Source organism: Pseudomonas sp. TWR1-1-4, assembly GCF_049897165.1.
GTDB lineage: Bacteria > Pseudomonadota > Gammaproteobacteria > Pseudomonadales > Pseudomonadaceae > Aquipseudomonas > Aquipseudomonas canadensis.
Window position 1 is genome coordinate 205,761 of the sequence record NZ_JAFCVS010000006.1, and the last position, 23,052, is coordinate 228,812.

The 23,052-nt window shown below is 61.4% G+C and carries 18 protein-coding genes and 1 riboswitch; of the genes, 7 read left to right on the forward strand and 11 right to left on the reverse strand.

Translation table 11 applies throughout. From position 1 onward, the window contains the following. Positions 1 to 18 precede the first annotated feature (18 nt). Positions 19 to 124, reverse strand: a riboswitch (TPP riboswitch). 196 nt (positions 125 to 320) lie between these two features. Further along, positions 321 to 1,760, forward strand: a complete 1,440-nt coding sequence (locus tag ACP7C6_RS20220; protein ID WP_028615490.1) for a TolC family outer membrane protein — start codon at positions 321 to 323, stop codon at positions 1,758 to 1,760. Positions 1,761 to 1,830: 70 nt separating this feature from the next. Here the strand turns inward: ACP7C6_RS20220 and waaA are convergent, their stop codons facing one another. Together waaA and ACP7C6_RS20230 are read right to left on the reverse strand one after the other, a co-directional pair. Next, positions 1,831 to 3,108: a lipid IV(A) 3-deoxy-D-manno-octulosonic acid transferase gene (gene waaA / locus ACP7C6_RS20225; RefSeq protein ID WP_426109156.1), complete on the reverse strand. Its 1,278-nt coding sequence runs from the start codon at positions 3,106 to 3,108 to the stop codon at positions 1,831 to 1,833. A gap of 23 nt (positions 3,109 to 3,131) precedes the next feature. After that, positions 3,132 to 4,022, reverse strand: coding sequence for a LysR family transcriptional regulator (locus ACP7C6_RS20230; RefSeq protein WP_122685827.1), 891 nt, complete (start codon positions 4,020 to 4,022; stop codon positions 3,132 to 3,134). Positions 4,023 to 4,124: 102 nt separating this feature from the next. Here ACP7C6_RS20230 and ACP7C6_RS20235 point away from each other — a divergent pair, with 102 nt between their 5' ends. From ACP7C6_RS20235 to ACP7C6_RS20250, 4 genes are all read left to right on the forward strand, one after another. After that, positions 4,125 to 4,460 (forward strand): DMT family transporter, encoded by a 336-nt coding sequence (locus ACP7C6_RS20235; protein ID WP_010213655.1) that lies wholly within the window; start codon positions 4,125 to 4,127, stop codon positions 4,458 to 4,460. A gap of 129 nt (positions 4,461 to 4,589) precedes the next feature. After that, positions 4,590 to 5,765 carry an NAD(P)/FAD-dependent oxidoreductase gene (locus ACP7C6_RS20240; RefSeq protein WP_028615487.1) on the forward strand — a complete coding sequence of 392 codons (1,176 nt, stop codon included), beginning with the start codon at positions 4,590 to 4,592 and terminating at the stop codon, positions 5,763 to 5,765. Beyond that, positions 5,762 to 6,574 (forward strand): aldo/keto reductase, encoded by an 813-nt coding sequence (locus tag ACP7C6_RS20245; RefSeq protein ID WP_426109157.1) that lies wholly within the window; start codon positions 5,762 to 5,764, stop codon positions 6,572 to 6,574. Before ACP7C6_RS20240 ends, ACP7C6_RS20245 begins: the two co-directional genes overlap by 4 nt. A 41-nt stretch (positions 6,575 to 6,615) precedes the next feature. After that, positions 6,616 to 7,575 carry a hypothetical protein gene (locus tag ACP7C6_RS20250; protein ID WP_028615485.1) on the forward strand — a complete coding sequence of 320 codons (960 nt, stop codon included), beginning with the start codon at positions 6,616 to 6,618 and terminating at the stop codon, positions 7,573 to 7,575. Positions 7,576 to 7,641: 66 nt separating this feature from the next. Here ACP7C6_RS20250 and ACP7C6_RS20255 read toward each other — a convergent pair whose 3' ends face one another. From ACP7C6_RS20255 to msbA, 3 genes are all read right to left on the reverse strand, one after another. Next, a complete protein-coding gene (locus tag ACP7C6_RS20255; protein WP_028615484.1) occupies positions 7,642 to 8,577 on the reverse strand; it encodes an NAD-dependent epimerase/dehydratase family protein in 936 nt (311 codons plus the stop codon). Continuing rightward, on the reverse strand, positions 8,570 to 9,994 hold the full coding sequence (hldE, locus tag ACP7C6_RS20260) for a bifunctional D-glycero-beta-D-manno-heptose-7-phosphate kinase/D-glycero-beta-D-manno-heptose 1-phosphate adenylyltransferase HldE (protein ID WP_016975611.1): 1,425 nt from the start codon (positions 9,992 to 9,994) through the stop codon (positions 8,570 to 8,572). The genes ACP7C6_RS20255 and hldE overlap by 8 nt, the downstream gene beginning before the upstream one ends. Positions 9,995 to 10,163: 169 nt before the next feature. Beyond that, a complete protein-coding gene (gene msbA, locus ACP7C6_RS20265; RefSeq protein WP_426109158.1) occupies positions 10,164 to 11,969 on the reverse strand; it encodes a lipid A export permease/ATP-binding protein MsbA in 1,806 nt (601 codons plus the stop codon). A gap of 158 nt (positions 11,970 to 12,127) precedes the next feature. Between msbA and ACP7C6_RS20270 the strand changes: the two genes are divergently transcribed. Further along, complete coding sequence (locus tag ACP7C6_RS20270) at positions 12,128 to 13,984, forward strand: O-antigen ligase family protein (RefSeq protein WP_426109159.1); 1,857 nt, start codon at positions 12,128 to 12,130, stop codon at positions 13,982 to 13,984. Positions 13,985 to 14,038: 54 nt separating this feature from the next. Here ACP7C6_RS20270 and ACP7C6_RS20275 read toward each other — a convergent pair whose 3' ends face one another. The 6 genes from ACP7C6_RS20275 to ACP7C6_RS20300 all read right to left on the reverse strand — a co-directional run bounded on the left by ACP7C6_RS20275 (position 14,039) and on the right by ACP7C6_RS20300 (position 20,657). Next, positions 14,039 to 14,920, reverse strand: coding sequence for a glycosyltransferase (locus tag ACP7C6_RS20275; protein ID WP_028615481.1), 882 nt, complete (start codon positions 14,918 to 14,920; stop codon positions 14,039 to 14,041). Continuing rightward, on the reverse strand, positions 14,917 to 16,065 hold the full coding sequence (locus ACP7C6_RS20280) for a glycosyltransferase family 4 protein (RefSeq protein ID WP_068932706.1): 1,149 nt from the start codon (positions 16,063 to 16,065) through the stop codon (positions 14,917 to 14,919). The genes ACP7C6_RS20275 and ACP7C6_RS20280 overlap by 4 nt, the downstream gene beginning before the upstream one ends. 59 nt (positions 16,066 to 16,124) lie before the next feature. After that, positions 16,125 to 17,525, reverse strand: coding sequence for a PIG-L deacetylase family protein (locus tag ACP7C6_RS20285; RefSeq protein ID WP_236318022.1), 1,401 nt, complete (start codon positions 17,523 to 17,525; stop codon positions 16,125 to 16,127). Next, the gene (locus ACP7C6_RS20290; protein WP_028615478.1) at positions 17,522 to 18,418 is read right to left on the reverse strand and encodes an antimicrobial resistance protein Mig-14; all 897 of its coding nucleotides are present in this window, start codon (positions 18,416 to 18,418) and stop codon (positions 17,522 to 17,524) included. Before ACP7C6_RS20290 ends, ACP7C6_RS20285 begins: the two co-directional genes overlap by 4 nt. Next, positions 18,419 to 20,176 (reverse strand): carbamoyltransferase family protein, encoded by a 1,758-nt coding sequence (locus ACP7C6_RS20295; RefSeq protein ID WP_028615477.1) that lies wholly within the window; start codon positions 20,174 to 20,176, stop codon positions 18,419 to 18,421. It abuts the gene before it with no gap. Positions 20,177 to 20,318: 142 nt separating this feature from the next. Then, positions 20,319 to 20,657 carry a YceK/YidQ family lipoprotein gene (locus tag ACP7C6_RS20300; protein ID WP_122730539.1) on the reverse strand — a complete coding sequence of 113 codons (339 nt, stop codon included), beginning with the start codon at positions 20,655 to 20,657 and terminating at the stop codon, positions 20,319 to 20,321. Between the two features lie 205 nt (positions 20,658 to 20,862). On the opposite strand from ACP7C6_RS20300, the gene ACP7C6_RS20305 reads away from it, so the two are divergent. Next, positions 20,863 to 22,947 carry a TonB-dependent receptor family protein gene (locus tag ACP7C6_RS20305; RefSeq protein ID WP_236318020.1) on the forward strand — a complete coding sequence of 695 codons (2,085 nt, stop codon included), beginning with the start codon at positions 20,863 to 20,865 and terminating at the stop codon, positions 22,945 to 22,947. The last annotated feature ends 105 nt before the right edge of the window (positions 22,948 to 23,052 follow it).

The window sequence follows — 23,052 nt, forward strand, 5'->3', positions numbered from 1 at the left end:
CACAAGAGGACTCGCCGGGTGACGAGAAATCTTGTTCCCTACGCAGGCGCTAACCTGATCAGGTTCAACGGGATCCGGTATTTACCGATCTCAGCCTTCCAACAAGGCACCCCGACAAGAACGCGGCCAGTCTAGACCATGGCGTGGGCAAATTGCCAATAGCGGTGCATTCAGCGTGATGAATGGCGTGATTGCGGGATTGTTGCGCCGAGTCAGCACCACTACACTCGGTTGCCGCTACAGTGCTTGACGCCAGGAATGGGCCGCCTTAGCCTTGGGCGCTAAATTATCACCGTAATATTAAAACTAGGGATCGCCTCATGCTGCGCAAACTCTCACTGGCGCTCGCCGTGTCTTGTGCGACCAACGGAATGGTCTGGGCAGCAGAAGCGCCCTTGTCCGCTAAAACTGACTTGGTCAGCGTCTACCAGGAAGCGGTGGACAACAACGCCGACCTGGCCGCCGCCCGCGCCCAATACGGCGCGCAAAAAGAAGTAGTGCCCCAGGCCCGCGCCGGGCTGCTGCCAAACCTGACCGGTGGCGCCGATATCAATAACGTACGCACCCAGATCGACACGCCCGCCGCTACCGCCAACCGCGATGCGCATTCCTGGCGGGCCACCTTGAGCCAGCCGCTGTTCCGCGCCGACCGCTGGTTCCAATTGCAGGCGGCCGAGGCCACCAACGAGCAGGCCGCGCTGCAACTGTCGGCCACCGAGCAGAACCTGATCCTGCAAAGTGCCGAAAATTACTTCGCCGTGCTGCGCGCCCAGGACAACCTGGCGTCGACCAAGGCCGAAGAGAACGCATTCAAGCGCCAACTGGACCAGTCCAACGAGCGCTTCGACGTCGGCCTGTCGGACAAGACCGACGTGCTGCAATCCCAGGCCAGCTACGACACCGCCCGCGCCAACCGCATCCTGGCCCAACGCCAGGTGGAAGACGCGTTCGAAGCCTTGATCACCTTGACCAACCGCCAGTACAACTCGATCCAGGGCATTGTCCACACCCTGCCGGTGTTGCCGCCGCTGCCGAACGACGCCAAGGCCTGGGTCGAAACCGCCGGCCGCCAGAACCTCAACCTGCTCGCCAGCAACTACGCCGTCACCGCCGCCGAGGAAACCCTCAAGCAGCGCAAGGCCGGGCATGCGCCGACCCTGGACGCCGTGGCGCAATACGAAAAAGGCGACAACGACGCCCTGGGCTTCAGCAACCCGAATGCGTTCGGCACGCCGTACCGTGGCGATGTGGAACAACGCACCATCGGCCTGCGCCTGAGCATCCCGATCTACAGCGGCGGGCTGACCAGTTCGCAAGTGCGCGAGTCCTACTCACGCCTTGGCCAGACCGAGCAACAGCGCGAAGGCCTGCGCCGCCAGGTAGTGGAAAACACCCGCAACCTGCACCGTGCAGTCAACACCGATGTGGAGCAGGTACAGGCGCGCCGCCAGTCGATCATCTCCAACCAGAGTGCGGTGGAAGCCACGGAAATCGGTTACCAGGTGGGCACGCGCAACATCGTCGATGTGCTGGATTCACAACGCCAGCTCTATGCGTCGGTGCGCAACTACAACAACAGCCGTTATGACTACATCCTCGACAACTTGCGCTTGAAGCAGGCGGCGGGCACTTTGAATCCAGGCGACTTGCAGGATTTGGCGCGCTACCTCAAGGCTGACTACAACCCGGACCGCGACTTCCTGCCGCCAGATCTGGCCAAGGCTGCGGCCGAGCAGCTCAAGGCCCGCCCCGGCTACTGACATACCTTCTGTAGGAGCTGGCTTGCCAGCGATGGCGTCCTTAAGATCGCCATCGCCGGCAAGCCGGCTCCTACAGGGTGATGAGTCGATCAAGGCCATCCAGCAAGCGCTTCAACGCGCCCTGGTTGGCCTGCATCACCTTGAGACCCGCCTGCGCCATCTTGCGCGCATCCTGCGGCAATTCGAACAATTGCCGCACGGCTTCGGCCAAGCCTTCGGCGTCATCCACCTCTCGCAGCGCCCCGGCTTCGCGCATCATCGCGGTGATTTCGAGGAAGTTGAATACGTGCGGGCCCATGATCACAGGCTTGGCCAATGCCGCCGGCTCCAGTGGATTATGCCCGCCGGTCGCCACCAGGCTGCCGCCGACAAAAGCGCTGTCGGCCAAGGCGTAGAGAAACAGCAGCTCACCCATTGTGTCACCGAGCAGTACCGAAGTTTGCGCGGTGACCGCTTCGCCGCTGGAACGGCGCACGGTGGCAAAACCTTGTTGCTGGCACAGCTCGAACATCGGCCCGAAGCGTTCCTGGTGGCGCGGCACCAGAATCAGCACTGCGTTGGGATAGCTGTCGAGCAATTGGCGATGGGCTGCCAAGACGACTTCATCTTCACCTTCATGGGTACTCGCGGCGATCCACACCGGACGTTCGCTGGCGCCCCATTGCTCGCGCAACGCAGCCGCCCGCACGGGCAGTTCGGGGTCGATGGTCAGGTCGAACTTGATCGAGCCGGTGACTTCGACGGTTTCCGGCCGAGCGCCGAGGCTCAGGAAGCGCTGGGCTTCGGCGTGCGTCTGTACGGCAAACAGGCTCATTTGCGACAACATCGGCGCCGTCAGCCTGGCAAAGCGCGCGTAGCCCTTGGCCGAACGCGCCGACAGCCGCGCATTCGCCAATACCACTGGAATCCCACGCTGGGCGCAGGCGTGGATATGGTTGGGCCACAGCTCGGTTTCCATGATCACCGCCAGTTTCGGCTGCACACGGTCGAGGAAACGCTTGGCCGCGCACGGCAAGTCATACGGCAAATAGCAATGCTGGATGCACGGCTCGTTGGCGAACAACGCCTGGATGCGCTCGGACCCGGTGGGCGTCATGCACGTAACCGTGATCGGCAGCGTCGGATAACGCGCCAGCAACCCGCGCACCATGGGTGCGGCGGCAATGCTCTCGCCTACCGACACGGCATGCACCCAGATCCCGCCGGGCTGCATCACCGGCAAGCCATAGGAGAAGCGCTCACCGACGCGCTCGGCATAGGCCGGCGCCTTGCGCGCACGCAGCCACAGACGTAAAGCCACCAAGGGCAGCGCCAGGTAAAACAGACAGCTGTAGAGAGTTCTATTCATGGCGGCGGAGTTTATCGGCTTTTTCAGTCGATCGCCTGCAAGCACTCGGCAAATCGTTTGGCCAGGAAGCGTGCGGCAGGTCCCAGGTGTTCGTCGCGGCGCCAGACCAACTCCACCACCAGGGCCGGCGGCGTCCATTCACTGTCCAACTCGATCATTTGTTGTTGATACGTCGGGTACTGCACGATATGTCGGGGCAGCCAGGCCCAGCCCAGGCCGCTCATCAGCCACTCGGCCAACACGTAGAAACTGTCGGCGCGCCACACCAACGGGCTGGCCGCTTCGCTGCCGGGGTAGACACTGGTCTGGGTCGACATCAGTAGCTGGCGGAACTGCGCCAGGCGCTGGCACGTCACGTACTTTTCCTTGGCCAGCGGGTGATTCACGCCACACACCGTGACCATCTCCACACTGCCGACCACACGCCGCTCCAGGGCTTCGGGAATCTGGTCGTGGTAGAACAGCAGACCCAGGTCGGCCTTGCGCTCTACCAACTTGCGCGCCACGTCGCCCTGGGCGGCGCTGGATAGCTGCACTTCCAGCAACGGGTATTTGCCCGCCAACGCCTCCAGGCTGTCGAGTACCGGCTGAAACAACATGGCCTCATCCTGGGCCAGGCGCAGACACGCCTCTTCGCCGCGCGTCAGTGAAAGCGCCCGGCCGTTGAGCCGCTCACATTGGCGCAGCACTTCGCGCGCTTCCTCCAGCAACACGCTGCCGGCTTCGGTCAGTCGTGGTTGGCGCCCGCTACTACGCTCGAACAGGCTGACGCCGAGGTCCGCCTCCAGCATCGCGATCGCATTGCTTACCGCTGACTGCGCCTTGCGCTGCTGACGCGCCACAGCCGAAAACGAACGCTGCTCGGCGACGCTGACAAACAGACGCATTTGCTCAAGATCCCACTGCACGCTCATGGCTCAACCTATCTCTTATTCGGATAGGTAATGACTTTACCCCATCTGATTAGACTCTAGAATGCCAGCCTTATCTGATCGCTTTACCCCGAGGATTACCCCATGAACGTCGCTTACTACTACTTGGCCATTGCCATCTGCTCGGAAGTGATCGCCACCGTTTCCATGAAAGCCATCAAGGGCTGGAGCACGCCGATTCCACTGCTGCTGGTAATCGTCGGCTACGGCGTGGCGTTCTGGATGCTGACGCTGGTGGTGCGTACGGTGCCGGTGGGCGTGGCCTACGCCGTGTGGGCCGGGATGGGCATCGTGATGGTGAGCATCGCGGCGCTGTTTATCTACGGGCAGAAGTTAGATATCCCGGCGATGCTGGGGATGGGCCTGATTGTACTGGGTGTGGTGGTGATCCAGTTGTTCTCGAAAACCGCCGGGCACTGAACTACACACCTGTAGGAGCCCGGCCTGCCGGCGATGGCGGTCTCTCAGACGCCATCGCCGGCAAGCCGGGCTCCTACAAATAGTGATCCCTGTATACTGCGCCTCTTGTCTTGAACACTGAGGTCGCCCATGCCATCCGTTATTTCCACCGACGTTCTGATTGTCGGCGCCGGGGTTGCCGGCCTCTGGCTGAATGCGCGCCTGCGCCGCCAGGGGTTTTCCACGGTGTTGGTGGAAAGCGCCACCTTGGGTGGCGGGCAAAGCGTGAAGTCCCAGGGGATCATTCACGGCGGTGCCAAATACGCTCTGCACGGCGCCCTCACTGGCGCCTCCGAAGCCATTGCCGACATGCCGCGCCGCTGGCGTGAAGCGCTGGCAGGCAACGGTGAGCTGGACCTGACCGGCGTGCGCCTGCTTTCCGAAGCCCATTACCTGTGGTCGCCCGGTACGATTGCTGGCAACCTCACCAGCTTCTTCGCCAGCAAGGCCGTGCGCGGCCGTGTCGATCAGGTCAAGGGCGACGACCTGCCGCCAGCCCTGCAAGACCGTCGCTTCAAGGGCAAGGTCTATCGCCTGGCAGAGCTGGTTATCGACGTACCGAGCCTGATCAAGCGACTGGCCCAGCTGGCCGGTGATGGTTTGCTCGCTGGGCAGCACATCGAACCCTTGCTGGAAGGCAACACACTCATCGGTTTGAAAGTAGACGGCCGCGAGATCCGCGCCCAGCGCATCGTGTTGAGTGCCGGCGCGGGCACGGCGGATCTGCTGACCGCGCTGGGGCTGAGCCAGCCGGCGATGCAAACGCGCCCCCTGCACATGATCATCGCCAAAGGGCCTGGCCTGAAGCCGTTGTACGCCCACTGCCTGGGCGGCGGCACCAAGCCGCGCATCACCGTCACCACTCACCCGGCCGCCGATGGCAACTGGGTGTGGTACATGGGCGGCGACATTGCCGAAGCCGACGGCGTAGCGCGCACGCCGGAAGAGCAGATCGCCACCGCGCAGAAAGAGCTTGCTCAGCTGTTGCCGTGGATCGACATGAGCCAAACCCAGTGGGCGACCCTGCGGGTCGACCGTGCCGAGCCACTGCAATCGGGCCTGACCCGTCCCGACAACGCCTTCATCGCCGAGGAAGGCCGCCTGTTGGTGGGCTGGCCGACCAAACTGGCCCTGGCGCCGGACTTCGCCGATCGGGTGATCACCAGCCTGGAACGTGACGGCATCCGCCCAAGCGCCAGCGAGCCCCTGCCCGACCTGCCAAAACCCGCCATCGGCGTACCTGCCTGGGAGCAACTGTTGCCATGAGCCTGCCCACCCTGCACGACCTGCATCGCCCCCTGGGCAGCACCGACCTGATGGTCTCGCCACTGGGCCTGGGCACCGTCAAGCTGGGCCGCGACCAAGGGGTGAAGTACCCCAGCGGCTTCCAGATTCCTGGTGACGACGAGGCGCGCATGCTATTGCGACAGGCACGCGAACTGGGCATCAACCTGATCGACACCGCGCCGGCCTATGGCATGAGCGAGGAACGCCTGGGGCCACTGTTGCGCGGTCAACGCCAGGACTGGGTGATTGTCAGCAAGGTCGGTGAAGAGTTCGAAAATGGCCTGTCCAGTCACGACTTCAGCGCGGCCCACACCCGCCTGTCGATCGAGCGCAGTTTGAAACGACTTGAAACCGATTTTATCGACCTGGTGCTGGTGCACTCCGACGGTAACGACCTGCATATCCTCAACGACTGTGAGGTCTACCAGACCCTGGCCGAGCTGAAAAAGGCAGGCAAGATCCGTGGTTTCGGCTTCTCCGGCAAAACCGTCGAAGGCGGGGTGAAGGCTCTGGAACAGGGCGATTGCGCCATGGTCACCTACAATTTGAACGAACAGGCCGAGAAAGCCGTCATTGATTATGCGGCGACCCACGGCAAAGGCATCCTGGTGAAAAAGGCCTTGGCCAGTGGCCATGTTTGCCTGGAGCCTGGAATGGATCCAATTCGTGCGAGTTTCATGCTGTTGTTTGCGCAAACGGGCGTCGCCAGTGCTATTGTCGGGACCATTAATCCGCTGCACCTGGCCCATAACGTGGCGACCGCTGCCCAGGTCATTCGTCAACTCTGATGCCGCCCATGCGGCCGACCCCGTCGCAAGAAGGAGCCGACATGCCGCGAACGCTCATAAGAAAAAACCCCAGCAACTTCAAGACACTGCCGCTGCACGTCGAAGCCACCCCCGAAGGCCTGAGTTACCAGAGCGTCGGCATGCCGCTCAACTTTGCCCAGACCCTGCAACGGCGCAAACCGGTGGAAGTGGCCGACCCAGAACGTTTCGCCCTGGAACTGGCCAACCTCGGCGTATCGGTTCGCCTGACTTTGCACTGGCAGAACCGCGATTACTGGGTGCTGGTGCGCCAACGCCGCCAGGACCGTGGCGATGTGGTGCTCAAGCTGATCTCCGGCTACGTGCCCGCCCATGAACTGAACCTGCCGCTGCACACCGCCATCCAGGAAATCGCCGAAGAGTGCCTGCTGGAGACGCCGGAAGGCTGGCTGGGCGGACGCTTCAACGACACCTGGCTACCCGCGCCCTATTCCGCAGCGCTGCATTACCGTGAAGCCCTGCCCTTTCGCCTCAGCCCGCTGTCCGGTGCCGCCCGCCCGGTACGTTGCGCCACCACCCAATTGATCGAGCGCCCACGCGCTTATGTGCACCTGCCCACCGCCTCCCTGCAACTGATCTATGACCTGCGTCTGGAAGTGCCCAAGGAAGCCAAGTCCCTGAGCCTGTTCCATGTGGACGAGCGCCTGGAAGGCGATCAACTGGTGGCACGCCTGGACCGCCAGCGTCCTGACCTGTACCTGATGCCGTTGAAAGACGGCCAGCCTCTGGCCGAGCTGTACACCGTCAAGAAAGACCAGCTGTACCCGGCGAGTACACGGGGTTTGTACCTGGCGGAAAGCTTCGCCCAGCAGGAAGGCTGGCTGGTGCGTGAGGAGCGGATTCGCTGGAAGGATTGGCTACGCCAGCAGGGCTTGGCGGAGCCGGAGAAAGAGTCGAAATTGAAGCGCTTGGCACAGCGGGTACTGCGCAAGATTGTGCCCAAGAAAAAAGCCAAGGCCTGACGCCAACGCGATATGGGAACTGGCTATTGTGGAAGCTGGCCAGCCAGCTCCCACATTTGATTGCGTTCAGCCTTCGAGCAAGCGTTCCAGCCCCACCTTCAACGGTGTGGGCTCGGGCAACTTGAAGCTCGCCAGCAAGCGCTGGTTATTCGCCCGCGAGTGGCGAATATCCCCGGAACGCGCCGGCCCGTAAGTGACCGTCGGCAACTTGCCGACAATTTCTTCCAACGCCTGCAGCACCTGCTTGAGGGTGGTCGTGCGGTTCCAGCCCACGTTGATCGCTCCCACCGGTGCGTCCGGCGCTTCGATGGCCTGCACCAACACGTCCACCAGGTCTTCCACGTACATGAAGTCACGGGTTTGCTCGCCATCGCCAAACACGGCAATCGGCACGCCCTGCTGCACGCGTTCGCTGAAGATGCTGATCACGCCGGAATACGGCGATGACGGGTCCTGGCGGGGCCCGAAGATATTGAAGAAGCGGAAGATCACCGGTTCCAGGCCATGCTGGCGACGGTAAAAGTCGAAGTAGAACTCACTGGCCAGCTTGTCGGACGCATAGGGCGTCAACGGCGCCTTGGTGGTGTCCTCGTCAATCGAAGCGCCTTCGCCATTGTTGCCATAGACCGCCGCGCTGGAGGCATACACCACGCGTTTTACGCCGGCCTTGCGCATGGCTTCGCAGACATTCAAGGTGCCGACGAAATTGCTCTGGTGCGTGCTGACCGGATCATCCACCGAGGCCTGCACCGAGGCCACTGCCGCCAGGTGCACCACCGCCGTTGCGCCGACAGCGGCACGGGCCACCAGCTCGGCATCGGCCACATCACCTTCCAGCAGTTCGACGCGTGGATTGTCCAGCGGCAAATTGCTGCCCTTGCCGGTGGACAGGTTATCCAGCACTCGCACGCCATAGCCTTTGGCAAGCAGTGCATCGACCAGGTGCGAACCGATAAAGCCGGCACCGCCGGTGATCAGGACCCACTTATCAGCGTTACTCATTGTTGCGGATCTTCTCGACAATGGCGGTGGTCGAGCTGTTCTCGACCAGGCCCAGCACTTTGACCTTGCCGCCGTAGGCGCTGACGATATCCGCCCCTACGACCTGGTCGACGGAGTAATCGCCACCCTTGACCAGAACGTCCGGCTTGACCTGGGCCAGCAGGTTTTCCGGGGTCGCTTCAGGGAAGCTGATCACCCAGTCCACCGCGCCCAGGCCAGCCAGCACCGCCATGCGACGGTCGACGCTGTTGATCGGACGGCCAGGGCCTTTCAGGCGACTCACCGAAGCGTCATCGTTGACCGCCACGATCAGGCGGTCGCCTTGGGCGCTCGCTTGCTCCAGGTAAGTCACATGACCAGCGTGCAGGATGTCGAAGCAGCCATTGGTGAACACAATGCTTTCGCCATGGGCGCGGGCATCGTCAATCGCCAGCAGCAGTTGCTCGATGGTCAGCACACCGCGTTCCGAACCTTCGGAGCGCTGGATCGCACGACGCAACTCAGGCGCGCTGATGGCAGCAGTACCCAATTTGCCCACCACAATGCCCGCCGCCAGGTTGGCCAGGGCCACGGCGTGGGGCAGTTCTTCGCCCGCCGCAATCGAGGCGGCCAGGGTGGAGATCACGGTGTCGCCGGCGCCGGTAACGTCGAACACTTCACGGGCACGTGCCGGCAGGTGCATCGCCGGGTGGCCAGGACGCAGCAAGGTCATGCCGTGCTCGCCACGGGTCACCAGCAAGGCGCCCAGGTCGAGATCGGCCATCAGCGCCGCGCCCTTGGTCACCAAGTCGTGCTCATCGGTGCAACCGCCGACGATGGCTTCAAATTCGCTGAGATTGGGCGTGATCAGGCTGGCTCCGCGATAAATCGAGAAGTCCTTACCCTTGGGATCGGCCAATACCGGAATGCCCTTGGCCTTGGCGGCCTGGATCAGTTCCTGGTGATTCTTCAAGGCGCCTTTGCCGTAGTCGGACAACACCAGCACCTTGATGCCTTCGAGCAACTGGTCGACCTGGCTACTGAGGGCGAGGGCGTCGGTGCTGAAGGGTTCTTCGAAATCGATACGCAGCAATTGCTGGTGCCGGCTCATGACCCGCAGCTTGACGATGGTCGGCTGGTGGGCAATGCGCTGGAACAGCGCGCGCACGCCAGCACCGCGCAGGCTATTGGCCAGGCTGTCGGCGGCTTCATCGTCGCCGGTCACACCCACCAGGGAGGCCGGGGCGCCGAGGGCGGCAATATTGAGGGCAACGTTGGCAGCGCCGCCTGGACGGTCTTCGATTTGCTCGACCTTGACTACCGGTACCGGCGCCTCAGGGGAAATCCGTGAGGTACCGCCATGCCAGTAACGGTCGAGCATGACATCGCCGACCACCAAGACAGGGGCTTGATCGAATCGCGGCATGGACAACTTCATGGAGCAACCCACATACAAAATGAACAGGGGCGCGATATTAGCACAGGGTTACAGGAGGATTGCGGGAGGGATTTGCAATGTAGGAGCCGGCTTGCCGGCGATGGCGGCCTCAAGTCAGCGATGGACTTTAAGCGCTCATCGCCGGCAAGCCGGCTCCTACAAGGGAGGCTCAGGTGATGTCGGCGGAAACTGGCGCATCCAGCCCCATGGCATGCAGGCGGGCGTAGTAGCCGTTCTGGGCCAACAGTTCGCCGTGAGTGCCACGCTCGACAATCCGACCGTCATCCATCACCAGGATCAGGTCAGCTTTCTCGATGGTGGACAAACGGTGTGCGATCACCAGCGTGGTGCGACCTTGCATGACCGTGTCCAGCGCCGCCTGAATGTGGCGCTCGGACTCGGTGTCGAGGGCCGAGGTGGCCTCGTCGAGAATCAGCAACGGCGCGTTCTTGAGCAGGGCACGGGCAATCGCCAGGCGCTGGCGTTGGCCGCCGGACAGCAACACGCCGTTTTCGCCGACCTGGGTGTCGAAGCCCTTGGGCAACTGGTCGATGAAGTCCTTGGCATTGGCATCCGCCGCGGCGGCTTCAACGTCCGCCCGAGGTGCACCCGCCAGGTCGCCGTAGGCGATGTTGTTGGTCACGGTGTCGCTGAACAGCGTCACGTGCTGGGTCACCTGGGCGATGTGCTTGCGCAGGTTGAGCAGCTTGTAATTTTCGATCTCGACGCCGTCCAGCAGGATCTCGCCGCTTTCATGATGATAGAAACGCGGGATCAGGCTGGCCAGGGTCGATTTGCCACTGCCCGAACGCCCTACCAGGGCGATCATCTGCCCAGGCTCGGCGGTAAAGCTGATGTCCTTGAGCACATGGCGTTCGGTGCCTGGGTAGGTGAAATTGAGGTTGCGTACGTCAAGACGACCGCTGACTTTTTCACGCTCGATCGTGCCGCGGTCAACTTCGACCTCTTCGTCCAGCTGTTCAAAAATGCTTTCGGCGCCTGCCACGCCCTTCTGAATCGTCGAGCTGACTTCCGAAAGCTGGCGAATCGGCTTGGGCAACAGGCCGGCCAAGGTGATATAGGCCACCATGTCACCCGCCGAAGCATCACCGCGAAGATAAAGGACCAGGAACATCAGCACCGCCATCGCGGTGTAGATCACCAGTTGCAGCGCCGGCGTATAGATCGCCCCGGTACGGGTCATGCGCAGTTGCTTGTCGGTGTTGCTCTGGCTGGCCTTGAGGAAACGTTTTTCCTCGTAGACTTCGCCACCAAAGCTGCGCACCACGCGATAGCCCTGGATGGTCTCCGACGCGACGTGGGTCACGTCGCCCATGGCCACCTGGATCTTCTTGCTCTGCTTGCGAAATTTCTTGCTGGCCGTGCTCACCATCACTGCAATCAACGGCAGGATGGCGATCATCACCAGCGTCAGGCGCCAGTTCATGTACAGCAGCGAGGCGAACAGGAAGATCACCGTCATGCCTTCGCGAATCACCACTTTAATAGCGTCAGTGGCCGCGCCCGTGACCATGGTCACGTTGAAGGTGATACGGGAAATCAGGTGCCCGGAGTTGTGGTTGTCGAAGTAGCGGTTTGGCAGTGTCAGCAGGTTGTTGAACAACTGCACACGCAGGTCGTGCACCAGACCCAGGGAAACCTTGGCCAGCAGGTAGTTGCCAAGGAACGAACCGAGGCCCTGCCAGGCGGCAATCAGGATGATCAGCAACGGCACGGCCTGCAGCAATTGCAGGTCCCGCAGGAATGGCACGCTGGGGAACAGCACGGCTTCAGGATTGGAAAGGCCGTCGACGAAGTACTTGAGGATGTACCCCAGCATTGGCTGGGTCGACGCGAAAATCAGAAATCCGACGATGCTCAGCGCGAACAAGCCGGCGTAGGGCTTAACGTAACTGAGCAGGCGGAAGTATATTTTCAAGCTCGAAGGGCTTGCGCTCGGACTGGAGTCGGTCATATCACGCGGCGTTTTGAAAAAGGAGGCTGACTTTAGCACAGCTTCTCTGTTGTACTTGCACCCTGCATGACCCACAGCCTGGTCGGACCCGACCAGCGACATTACATAGCCACTACTTTAAGATGGTTGGCTTTCTCAAAATGGAATGGCTTTACTGTATGCACTCCAAGCGCCTGATCTATGGCTCAAATCGCGTTTTCGACTTCCTGGTCCTGTGGATTTTGCCCATTGGCTTGTTGTTATTACTGAGTTCGCTGTTCTTCGTATCCAACCGCAACGTACTGCATCGAATCGTCTACATCCTGTTCAGCGTACCGACCCTGTTCATGTTGTGCATGCGCCCCCGGGAGCTGAAAGCGTTACTGCGCGAGCCCCTGGCGCTCGCATTCCTGGTCTTCTCCGCCTGGGCCCTGACCAGCCTGCTGTGGAGCCCCGAGCCCACCGCCGACACCGACCTGTTCAAGCGCCCGCTCAATACCTTCATGCTGTTTGGCGGCTGCGGGCTGCTGCTGCACTACCGCAACGAACTGTTCAAGCCGATCTTCTTCAGTGCAGCTGTAATTGCACTGGTGGTGAGCCTGTGCAACCTGGTGGCGTTCGTCAAAGGCTTCGAACCGGGCATGCGCATGATCGGTGGACGTGGCGCCCTCGACAACCCGCTGCTGAGTTCTCATCTATTCGGTTTCTTCAGCGTCTACTGGCTCTATGTCTGCATGACCACCCAGCGCCTGAAAGTCCTGTGGTTCAGCGCCCCGGCCCTGGCCGTCATGCTTGCTGCGGTTCTGGCCACAGGCTCGCGCACTCCGCTGGTAGCCCTGACACTGACCATCCTGTGGATGACCTTCGTCAGCCGCAACCGCCGCTCAGCCTGGCTGATCGCAGGCATGATCCTAGGCGCCGCAGGGCTTCTGCTGCTCTACCCCGAGGTGATCACCAGTCGCGGCAGCTCGTTCCGCTTCGAATTGTGGGGCATGTCCCTGCAGCGCATTGCTGAACATCCATGGATCGGCCACAGCTATGACTCCGAACTGTACCTGACCCTGGCCGACGGCAACGAGCTGCGCGAGCCGCACAGTTTTGCCCTGGGCGTGCTGTATTACGTCGGGATCATCGGTTTTATCCCATGGATCTTCATGCTCGGCTGGGGCCTGTACAAAGGCCTCAAGGAACGGGCACAACCCCTGTTTATCCTGGCCTCGTCGCTGCTTGCCTATGGCATCGGCGCCGGCTTGACCGAAGGCGGTGGCATTCTGTCACGGCCCAAGGAGCACTGGTTCCTGCTGTGGATCCCACTGGCCATCATCACCGGCCTGAGCATCGCCCAGCGCCGCCGCAGCCTGCTGAGCATACCGGTACAAAACCTGCAGCCTGAAGACTACGAGCAATTGTGCGCCGATGCCCACGTGATCGAAGCCGACGGCCTGGGCCCGAAGGTCCTGCGCCTGGCCGACGGTCGTTTCCTCAAAGTGTTCCGCCCGCGCCGGTGGTATACCTCAGGCAGCTTCAACCCTTACTCCGAACGGTTTGCCAGCAACGCCGAGCAATTGCGCTCCCTGGGTATCCCCACGCCGCAGATTCTCGGTGTCTATCGACTGCGCGACGCCAGCAGTGCCGTCAGCTATACGCCACTGCCCGGCCTGACCCTGCGCCAGGCCCTGCAAAGCCTGGACAACAGCCTGCGTGAGTCGCTGATCGAACGCTTTGGCCAGTTCATGGCCCAGTTGCATGAGCGCGGCGTGTACTTCCGCTCGCTGCACTTGGGCAACGTGCTGTTGATGGAAGACGGTGAGTTCGGCCTGATCGATATCGCCGACCTGCGCATCTACCCGTCACCGCTGCGCAACGCGTTGCGCCAGCGCAACCTTCGCCATATGCAGCGCTATCCGCAGGACCGCGCCTGGCTGTTCGAAACTCACTTTGAACAGTTGGCCAAAGGTTATGCGTCGGTCGCCAGCCCAGGCGCCACAGCGAAAATCCGCGAGCACGTACTGGCGTTGGCCAGCACCGCCGCCTGATAAAAAAGGCGACTATCACTGCTGATAGTCGCCTTTTTCATTTCGCCTACCGCCTCACTTCCTCAGAGGCGCCAGATACAACCGCACCAAGCCACGCAAGGTCTTGCGCCCCCAGAACTTCAGCGGGATCTGCTTGAGGATTTCCCGCGCCAATGGCCGGTCACGGTCGGCTGTCTTGAGGAACATCGAGTTCAGGAAGTTGTAGCGCACCGCATCATAAGCCGGGTGTTCGCTGAACTGGGCATACGTCTTGAGAATATTCTGGATCATGTAGCGGTGGTTCTTGTAGGTGTTGCTTGCGTGCTGCCGATACTGCGCCATTACCACGCCTAGGGCATCGATCGTGTAGCCAGCAGCAGTGATCTTCAGCTGGATCAGCAGATCTTCCAGGGGAATCAGCGGGTCGAAGCCGCCGACCTCCTCCAGCACTTCGCGGCGGATCAGCATGGTTGGTGCTGGCGGGAAAGGCTTGCGATCCATGAACATATCGTCGAAGTCGAGACTGCGAAACGGTACGTCGCGGCGCTGTTTTTTCTCCGGGTGCAGGTTGCCATCACCGTCGATCAGCTCGATATTGCCGGCGCACATGCCCACCTTTGGTTTGTCTGCCATATACGCCACCTGGATGGCGATACGGTCCGGCAGCATGATGTCATCCGAGCCGAACGGAGCGATCAGGCTGCCCTTGGCGCGGGCGATGGCACCGTTGAGCGTGGCGGTCAGCCCCTGGTTCTGCTGCACCTGGAAATCAAAGCCGTGCTCGGCCTGCAGGCGTTGGATGCGCTCGACGCTGTCATCCTTGGAGCCGTCATCCACCACCAGCAGTTCGATATTCGGGTACGTCTGGCCGAGCACGCTGAGGATGCTCTCTTCGATATACCGGCCGTGGTTATAGGACGCGATAATCACCGAGACCAGGGGTTGTTGCGCGGTCATGCTCTACCTACTTCTTTCAAACCGGTTTCGATGAGGTTCAGGTACTTCTGCTGGAATTCAGCCAGTGCGTGGTTTTCTTCCAGGTAACGGAACACCTGTTCACCCTTGGCGCGCAATTGCTCATCGCTCATGGCCAGGTAAGTGTCCAGGGCAGTAGTCAGTTGCTCGACATTGCCAGGCTCGTGGGACAAGCCGCCCGCCCCTTCAACCAGCGGCAGCATTGCCGGGCCGTTGGAGGCAATCACCGGCAAGCGTCCGCTCATGCCTTCCAGTAGCGCCAGGCCCAGGCCTTCAAGCAGGGAAGGCATGGTCCAGATATCGAAGGCACGCACATACTTGAGACCATCCTCGCGAAAGCCCAGCAGATGGGCACGGCCGGTGAGCCCCAGGCGCTCTATATCCCCACGCAAATCCGCCTCGGCACGGCCGGAACCGATGATGCCGACCTGGGCGTTGGGGTATTTGTCCTTGAGGCGCGCGAACGCCTGCAACAGATGCGTATGGCCCTTGATCGGCACCAGGCGTCCCAATGCGCCGATGATCCGCGCGTCGAGCGGCAGGCCGAGCGCCTGGCGCGCCTGCTCGCGTGGCAACTGTAAAGCTTCGGCCTGCGGAATATCGATGGCGTTGGTGACGAAGGTGGTGTTCTCGTGGGTAAAGCCGCAGTTGAGGCCGACCAGGTAATCCCTGACCGCCGCCGACACCCCGACAAAACGCCAGGCCGGGCTGACCAAACGACGCGTCTGGCGCCGGCGATAGGCACGCTCGTACTCGCCGAAACCGTGGGAGATACCAATGCACAATGGAATCTTCAACCAGCGGTTGAGCGACAGCATCATGTTCACCGACTTGAAGCGATTACAGATGACCACGTCGAACTTCTGCTCGCGGCAGTACTTGTAGATCTCCCACATGGCGCCCAGGCGAATGCCCTTGAGCGCTTTTTCGGGAAATTCGAAATATTTGGAGTGATCCGCCACGCTCAACGGCTGTCCCGGCTGCGGTCGCCCACTGAGGAAGGCCGACGTCACCTCAAACCGCTCGGTCGGCAACGCCTTGACGATCTGCTCGCCAAGATCGGCGAAATCATTGAGTTTGACGTTGTAGTCAGGCTGCAATTGCAAAACCTTGAAACGAGGCTTCATATCACTCCATGAGGCAATCGGGCGGCTACACGCGGGCAGCCCGACGAAAAAATTCAATTTCAGTCCTGCTTCAGCACCCAAAGCAGCTCGTGACGGCGCACGGCCTTGCGAAAAAATTCATTCTCGCCGTAAGGCGATGGACCACGACGCGCAAGCCATTGCTGCAACAAGCGACGCACCCGACGCTTGAACGGTGCCCGGGGCTGCAGGTCATGCATCATGCCCAGCGCCATGGCCTTGTCCTGCTGCTGGCTCAGGCTCAGCACGCGGCAATAGGGCTCAAGTACCTGAGCGGCATCGAACTGCGGCGGCAAAGCAATGCCGGCGCCTGAATCACCCATGGGCCAACGGTCGTTATCATGCAGATGATTGGCGTAGCCAAGCAATGTGGTCGGTTGCCACTCAAGGCCCTGCAAGGCTTGCACTACGGCGGTGTGCGCGCAGATATGGTCCGGGTGCGGGTCGAGCACCGGTGTCGGCAACACAATCACCTCGGGGCGCGCCTTGAGCAGCACCGCGCGCAGGTCGGCAATCAGGTTATTCCAGGTCGGCGCACCGTCTACATCGCCCGGCAACGCCAAGGCATTGAACTGACGGAACAGCCGCGTATCGTCCAACTGCGCTTCGCGCGATGCCTGGGGCTGATCGGGGGCGTCACGCATGGCCGGCAGTTGCAGACAGAAGTACCCCAGTTGCACGCAGTGCGCCTCGGGCACACCGGCCCAACGCGGTACGGCAATGCTGTCCCAGGCGCGCAGGCGCCCTTTGATCCGCGCCGCTTCAGCCTTGGCCATGCCCATCTGTTGATAGTGCTCGGCCTCGATTTCACCCGCGGTCAGGGTCACGATCCAGCTTTCATCCGCCTGACCGTACAGGCCGAAGGCAGCTAACTCGGCATCGTCGGCATGGGGCGCGATCACCATCACGCGCTGTCGGGCAGCGTCGGGCTGGCGAAATACCCACAAGACAGGCTGGCCGATCACGCGGCAAAAACGACCGCGCAGGCGCAGTTCACCGCCGGCCAATGCCGCCGCCGAGCCAGTGAGGTTCAGGTAACGCTTGCCGGCCACGCCGCGCTCGAATGCCTGGCGATCATCCAGAAACTCAACCGCAGGATCAAATAAACGCCCCCACAGGTTGCTCTTGAGCTGTACTTCGACGATCAGCGTTTCATCGCCAGCCAGCTCAAGCGGCCTATCGGCCAGCAACCTGCTGCCTTCCAGACGCAACCCGACCTGTTGGCCACTCGGCGCAAAACGGTACTGGTAGTCATCCTTGGGCGAATAAAACAGGTGGTCAGCAAACCAGGCTTCGTGGGCCACCCACAACACGACCGCCAGGATCAGCGGCAGCCACCAGGCCACCAGCACACCGGCCGCGATCAACAGCAGCAGCCCGATCAGCAGCGCAATGCGTTTATTGCGCCGGTGGCGCTTGAGCAGTTGCTGTTTGCGACTCATACGCTGAACACCGGCACCGGGTTGCACCAGCGCTCCTTGTACTCACGGTCGGCACGCCCGAAGGAAAAGCGCAGCGGTTTTTCCACGGCACGCGCCTGTTCCCAGGCGCTTTGCGTGTTGAGGAAGCTCAACACGCTACCGGGGCTGAACGCGCGGGTTTCAGGGTCGACCCCGCCGTTGACGTACTCAATGCTGGTCCACTCGGGCGCCTCGACGCGATACACCAGTTGCACAGCAATTGGCGCATCGTTGAGAAACAGCACCGAGCCGATCAGGAACTCCTTGAGCAGCGCCAGCACCTCGGCCAGGCGCTCGGCGCCCGTGGCCGCAAAGCCCCAGCGGCGCTGGAACAGATCGCAATAGATCGCCGCCAGTTCCGTGCTCGAAAACTCGCTCACCGCCCGCACCACGCCGCCCGCCTCTTCCAGCAGACGCAGTTCGCGGCGCTGGTTGTAGCGAAACTTCTTCGACAAGTCTTCGGGGGTACGCGCCATGGCCAATTGCTCGGCCTGGGGCTTGAGGGTGCTGATACGCCCCTCGTTCAGCGCTGAGAGGTAGCGCCCGCGATGGCGCACCGGCAACTGCGCATCGGTCGCGATCGGCAGGATGATCTCGGCATTGCCCAGGTCAAACAGGCCTTTCTTGCCGCTGCGTTTGAGCACGTCCTTGGACAGGGCCAGGTCGCGCCCCCAGGTGGCAATCGCCCCCTTGAGTTCGCCGTCCTGTTCCCAGCCCAGGTAGCGCACAGGAATCTGCGCCAGGCCCGCCAACCGCTCGACAATCTGCGGATGGGTCGCCACGCTGCCGCCAAACCGCTGCCAGGCCTGGGCGTAAACCTCGGCCTCGACTGGCGCCCAGCCACGCTCACGCCAACCCTGGAAGCGGTTCAGCATTTAGACCACGGCGTCATAAGGGTCCACGCCGTCTTTGACGACCAGGATGTCTTCCATGATCAGGTATTGCAGGTCGGAGCCGAAGAACATGTCCAGCGCGTCTTTCGGCGAGCAGATCATCGCTTCGCCACGACGGTTGAGCGAGGTGTTCAGCGACACACCGTTACCGGTCAGCACTTCCAGCTCTTTCATCATGTCGTAGTAGCGCGGGTTGTACTCGCGCTTGAGCACCTGGGCGCGAGAGGTGCCATCTTCATGGACCACTTCCGGCACTCGGGTCTTCCACTCTTCCGCCACTTCAAAGGTGAAGGTCATGAACGGCGCCGGATGGTCGACCTTGATCATCTGCGGGGCGACAGTGTCGAGCATCGACGGGCAGAAAGGCCTCCAGCGCTCGCGGAACTTGATCTGGTGGTTGATGCGGTCAGCCACGCCGGTGGCGCTCGGGCAACCGATGATCGAACGACCGCCCAAGGCGCGCGGGCCAAACTCCATGCGGCCTTGGAACCAGGCCACCGGGTTGCCGTCGACCATGATCTTGGCGATGCGCTGCGGCATGTTGTCGATCTTGCGCCACACGGGCTTGCTTTCGTGCTTGGCGCACGCCGCAATCACCTCTTCGTTGCTGTAGGACGGGCCGAGGTAGACGTGCTCCATCTTCTCGACCGGTACACCACGGGCGTGGGACACGTAGGCCGCTGCACCGACAGCCGTACCGGCATCGCCGGACGCTGGTTGCACGAACAGCTCCTTCACGTCGTCGCGGGCAATGATCTTCTGGTTCAGCTTGACGTTCAACGCGCAGCCGCCAGCAAAGGCCAGCTTGCCGGTGTCTTTCAGGATGTCGCCCAGGTAGTGGTCGATCATCTGCAGCGCCAGCTTCTCGAACAGCGCTTGCATGCTGGCGGCGTAGTGGATGTACGGCTCGTCGGCGATATCGCCTTCGCGCTTCGGACCCAGCCACTCGATCAGTTTTGGCGAGAAGTAGAACCCCTTGCCTTTTTCTTTGTAGCGGCGCAGGCCGATGACGTTGGCGTATTCGGTATTGATCACCAACTCGCCGTTTTCAAAGGAGGCCAGGCGCGAGAAGTCGTATTTGCTGGCGTCGCCGTACGGCGCCATGCCCATGACCTTGAACTCGCCGTCGAGCATCTCGAAACCGAGGAACTCAGTGATCGCGCCGTACAGGCCGCCGAGGGAGTCCGGGTCAAAGAATTCCTTGATCTTGTGGATCTTGCCGTTTTCGCCGTAGCCGAAGAACGTGGTGGCGTACTCACCTTTACCGTCGATGCCGAGGATCGCGGTTTTCTCCTGGAAGCCGGAGCAGTGGTAGGCGCTGGAGGCGTGTGCCAGGTGGTGTTCAACCGGCTCGATCTTGATTTTCTTTGGATCGAAGCCCAGCTGCTCCAGGCACCAGACGATCTTGTTGCGATAGCGCTTGTAGCGACGGTTGCCCATCAGGATCGCGTCAAGGGCGCGGTCCGGGGCGTACCAGTAACGCTTGGCGTAGTGCCAGCGCGCCTCGCCGAACAGACTGATCGGGGCGAACGGAATCGCCACCACGTCAACGTCGGAAGGCTTGATGCCGGCCTGTTCCAGGCAGAACTTCGCCGATTCGTAGGGCATGCGGTTCTTTGCATGTTTGTCGCGTACGAAGCGCTCTTCTTCGGCGGCCGCGATCAGCTTGCCGTCGATGTACAAGGCTGCGGAAGGATCATGGCTAAGGGCGCCGGACAGGCCAAGAATCGTCAATGCCACAGGGGTCTAGCCTCTTTTAGTCTGCATGCAGGCGGGTTGCGCCTGAAAAAAGTGTGCCTCCTGCCCGGGCAGGAAACAGCTAAAGGGCGGGATTATAGCTTAAAAGCGAAGGGAAGCTGTTAGCGGCAAGCGTCAAGAGGGATCAGCGGAAGATCTCGATGCTGCCGTCCTGACTCTGGCGGTAAATGGTGTAGGGCAAGAAAAATGTATCCAGGACAGCGGATACGGGCACATCGAGAAAAGGCCATGGAACATCGTTCAAGGAGACCCAACTTCCAGAGTTCGGCGGCGCATGCAGCACGCACAAGTCATAAGCCACTCCGCTGTAAACGCGCGGAACCGACTGGCAATAGGTTTTTTTCGCTTTGAGCGACTGGACTGTAGCACTGTCTTCACGCAGCACCGTGGTCATGGTGCCGCAACCGGCCACCATCAAAGACACACCCAGCAATGCCAATAACCCTGCAACGTTAGACATCATAAATCTCTCCAATCTGTAGAGGGACCAAAAACCTACCACCGCACCCAGCTATTTACAGTCACCCGACAACGTAACGTTGCGTAGGAAACGTCCCATATGCCTGACGTGTCAGAAATTCGGTAAACGAGGGAGGCAGCCGTTAAACTCGCGTTTTTTTTGCGCCTACGCTCCTTACCACGCGTCGCGCCACTGATCCGGCCTCTCCATGAACACAATCGCCTCCACTCGCCTTGCCCTATTACTGCTGGGCCTGAGCACTCCTGCGCTGGCCGATGATGCCCCGTTGATCCTCGACCCCAGCGTGGTCACCGGCTCACGCAGCGCCAGCCCGACCTTCGACCTGCCTTACTCGGTCGACGGCATCAGCCGTGAGCAGATCAGCGACGGCCAATTGGGCATCAATGCCTCCGAGGCGCTGGCCCGCGTGCCGGGTCTGGTGGTGCAGAACCGCCAGAACTACGCCCAAGACCTACAGATTTCTTCCCGCGGCTTCGGCGCCCGCTCCGCCTTCGGTGTGCGCGGCATCAAGCTGATCGCCGACGGCATTCCCGCCAGCACGCCGGATGGCCAGGGCCAGGCAGCCACGTTCAACCTCGACACCGCTGAACGCATCGAAGTGCTGCGCGGCCCTGCAGCCACCTTGTATGGCAGCAATGCTGGCGGCGTGATCCAGATGTTCTCCCGCGACGGCGAAGGCCCGCCGCGCATTGGCGCCGAAACCCTGGTGGGCAGCGACGGATTGAACAAGAACCACCTGACCGCCGAGGGCGCAGCGAATGGCGCAGGCTTCGTGCTCGACGCCTCGCGCATGGATACCAACGGCTACCGCGACCACAGCAGCGCACGCCGTGACCAGACCTTTGCCAAGCTCAACGTGCAGCCGGATGACGACAGCAAACTGGCACTGATCTACAGCAGCCTGGAACAAAACGGCACGCAGGATCCGTTGGGGCAGACCTGGGCGGCGTACAAGGCCGATCCGCGCTCGGTGAGTGCCAATGCACTCACCTACAACACGCGAAAAAGTATCGATCATCAGCAATTGGGGATGAATTACGAGCGCTATATCGGTGATGCGACGTTGCAGGTGAATGGGTATACGGGGCGGCGGAGTGTGATTCAGTATTTGTCGATTCCCAAAGGCACCCCGGCCAACGAACGCGGCGGCGGCGTGGTGCAATTCGACCGCAAGTTCTACGGCGGCAGCGTGCGCTGGATGCAGCCCATCGAAAGTGCACCGGGCGAGCTGATGATCATCACCGGCCTGGACTTCGACCAGAGCGAGGACAGTCGCCACGGTTACCAGAACTACAGTGGCAACACCCTCGGCGTGAAAGGCCAACTACGCCGTGATGAAATCGACACCGCCCGCAGCCTCGACCCCTATATCCAGGCCAACTGGGCCCTCGACCGCTGGACTCTGCAAGCCGGGGTCCGCCACAGCACCATGGAGCTGGACGTCGACGACCAATTCCTCAGCAACGGCGATTCCAGCGGTAACAAGACCTATCAAAAAAACACGCCGTCGATGAGCGTGATGTATGCGTTCACACCGCAGCTGCACGGTTATGTCAGTGCCGGCAAAGGCTTCGAAACACCGACCCAGGCGGAATTGGCCTACGCACCGGGCAGCATCGAGGGCTTCAACTTCGGTCTCAAGCCTTCCGAAAGCACCCAGTACGAGGTGGGCTTGAAGGCCCAGCTCAACAACACACGCATCAACGCGGCGGTCTTCCAGATAACCACCGAGGATGAACTGGTGGTCTATCAATCCCTGGGCGGTCGCACCAGCTACCAGAATGCCGGTCGCACCCTGCGCCGCGGCTTCGAACTGGGCGTCGAAAGCCAACTCAGCGAACAGTGGACCGCCAACCTCGCCTACACCCGCCTGCAAGCCACCTACGACAGCGACTTCGTCAGCGGCGGCAGCACTGCCGTCGACAAGGGCAACTACCTGCCCGGCGTGCCGCAAACCACGCTGTTCGCCGAACTCAACTGGAAGCCCCGCGACTGGGTCAGCACCGCCATCGAAGGCCTGTACCGCAGCAAGGTCTATGTCGAAGACACCAACAGCCAGCGTGCCGCGCCGGCCTACAGCGTCTTCAACTGGCGCGCACGTTTTGAGCAGAAGGTCGAACACTGGACCTTCCACCAGACCCTGCGCCTGGACAACTTGCTCGACCGCCAGTACGTCGGCTCGGTGATCGTCGGCGATGGCAACAACCGTTACTACGAAGCCGCTCCTGGCCGCTCGTGGTACGCCGGTGCTGGTGCCGAGTACCAATTCTAAAACCACCTCAAGGCTCATGTGGGAGCTGGCTTGCCTGCGAATGCGTTAGGTCAGCAACAAATGTACTAACTGACACACCCTACTCGCGGGCAAGCCCGCTCCCAC

Coding starts and splice junctions, on each gene's coding strand:
- ACP7C6_RS20220 (WP_028615490.1), top strand. CDS start 321: ATGCTGCGCAAACTCTCACTGGCGCTCGCCGTGTCTTGTGCGACCAAC.
- waaA (WP_426109156.1), bottom strand. CDS start 3,108: ATGAATAGAACTCTCTACAGCTGTCTGTTTTACCTGGCGCTGCCCTTG.
- ACP7C6_RS20230 (WP_122685827.1), bottom strand. CDS start 4,022: ATGAGCGTGCAGTGGGATCTTGAGCAAATGCGTCTGTTTGTCAGCGTC.
- ACP7C6_RS20235 (WP_010213655.1), top strand. CDS start 4,125: ATGAACGTCGCTTACTACTACTTGGCCATTGCCATCTGCTCGGAAGTG.
- ACP7C6_RS20240 (WP_028615487.1), top strand. CDS start 4,590: ATGCCATCCGTTATTTCCACCGACGTTCTGATTGTCGGCGCCGGGGTT.
- ACP7C6_RS20245 (WP_426109157.1), top strand. CDS start 5,762: ATGAGCCTGCCCACCCTGCACGACCTGCATCGCCCCCTGGGCAGCACC.
- ACP7C6_RS20250 (WP_028615485.1), top strand. CDS start 6,616: ATGCCGCGAACGCTCATAAGAAAAAACCCCAGCAACTTCAAGACACTG.
- ACP7C6_RS20255 (WP_028615484.1), bottom strand. CDS start 8,577: ATGAGTAACGCTGATAAGTGGGTCCTGATCACCGGCGGTGCCGGCTTT.
- hldE (WP_016975611.1), bottom strand. CDS start 9,994: ATGAAGTTGTCCATGCCGCGATTCGATCAAGCCCCTGTCTTGGTGGTC.
- msbA (WP_426109158.1), bottom strand. CDS start 11,969: ATGACCGACTCCAGTCCGAGCGCAAGCCCTTCGAGCTTGAAAATATAC.
- ACP7C6_RS20270 (WP_426109159.1), top strand. CDS start 12,128: ATGCACTCCAAGCGCCTGATCTATGGCTCAAATCGCGTTTTCGACTTC.
- ACP7C6_RS20275 (WP_028615481.1), bottom strand. CDS start 14,920: ATGACCGCGCAACAACCCCTGGTCTCGGTGATTATCGCGTCCTATAAC.
- ACP7C6_RS20280 (WP_068932706.1), bottom strand. CDS start 16,065: ATGAAGCCTCGTTTCAAGGTTTTGCAATTGCAGCCTGACTACAACGTC.
- ACP7C6_RS20285 (WP_236318022.1), bottom strand. CDS start 17,525: ATGAGTCGCAAACAGCAACTGCTCAAGCGCCACCGGCGCAATAAACGC.
- ACP7C6_RS20290 (WP_028615478.1), bottom strand. CDS start 18,418: ATGCTGAACCGCTTCCAGGGTTGGCGTGAGCGTGGCTGGGCGCCAGTC.
- ACP7C6_RS20300 (WP_122730539.1), bottom strand. CDS start 20,657: ATGATGTCTAACGTTGCAGGGTTATTGGCATTGCTGGGTGTGTCTTTG.
- ACP7C6_RS20305 (WP_236318020.1), top strand. CDS start 20,863: ATGAACACAATCGCCTCCACTCGCCTTGCCCTATTACTGCTGGGCCTG.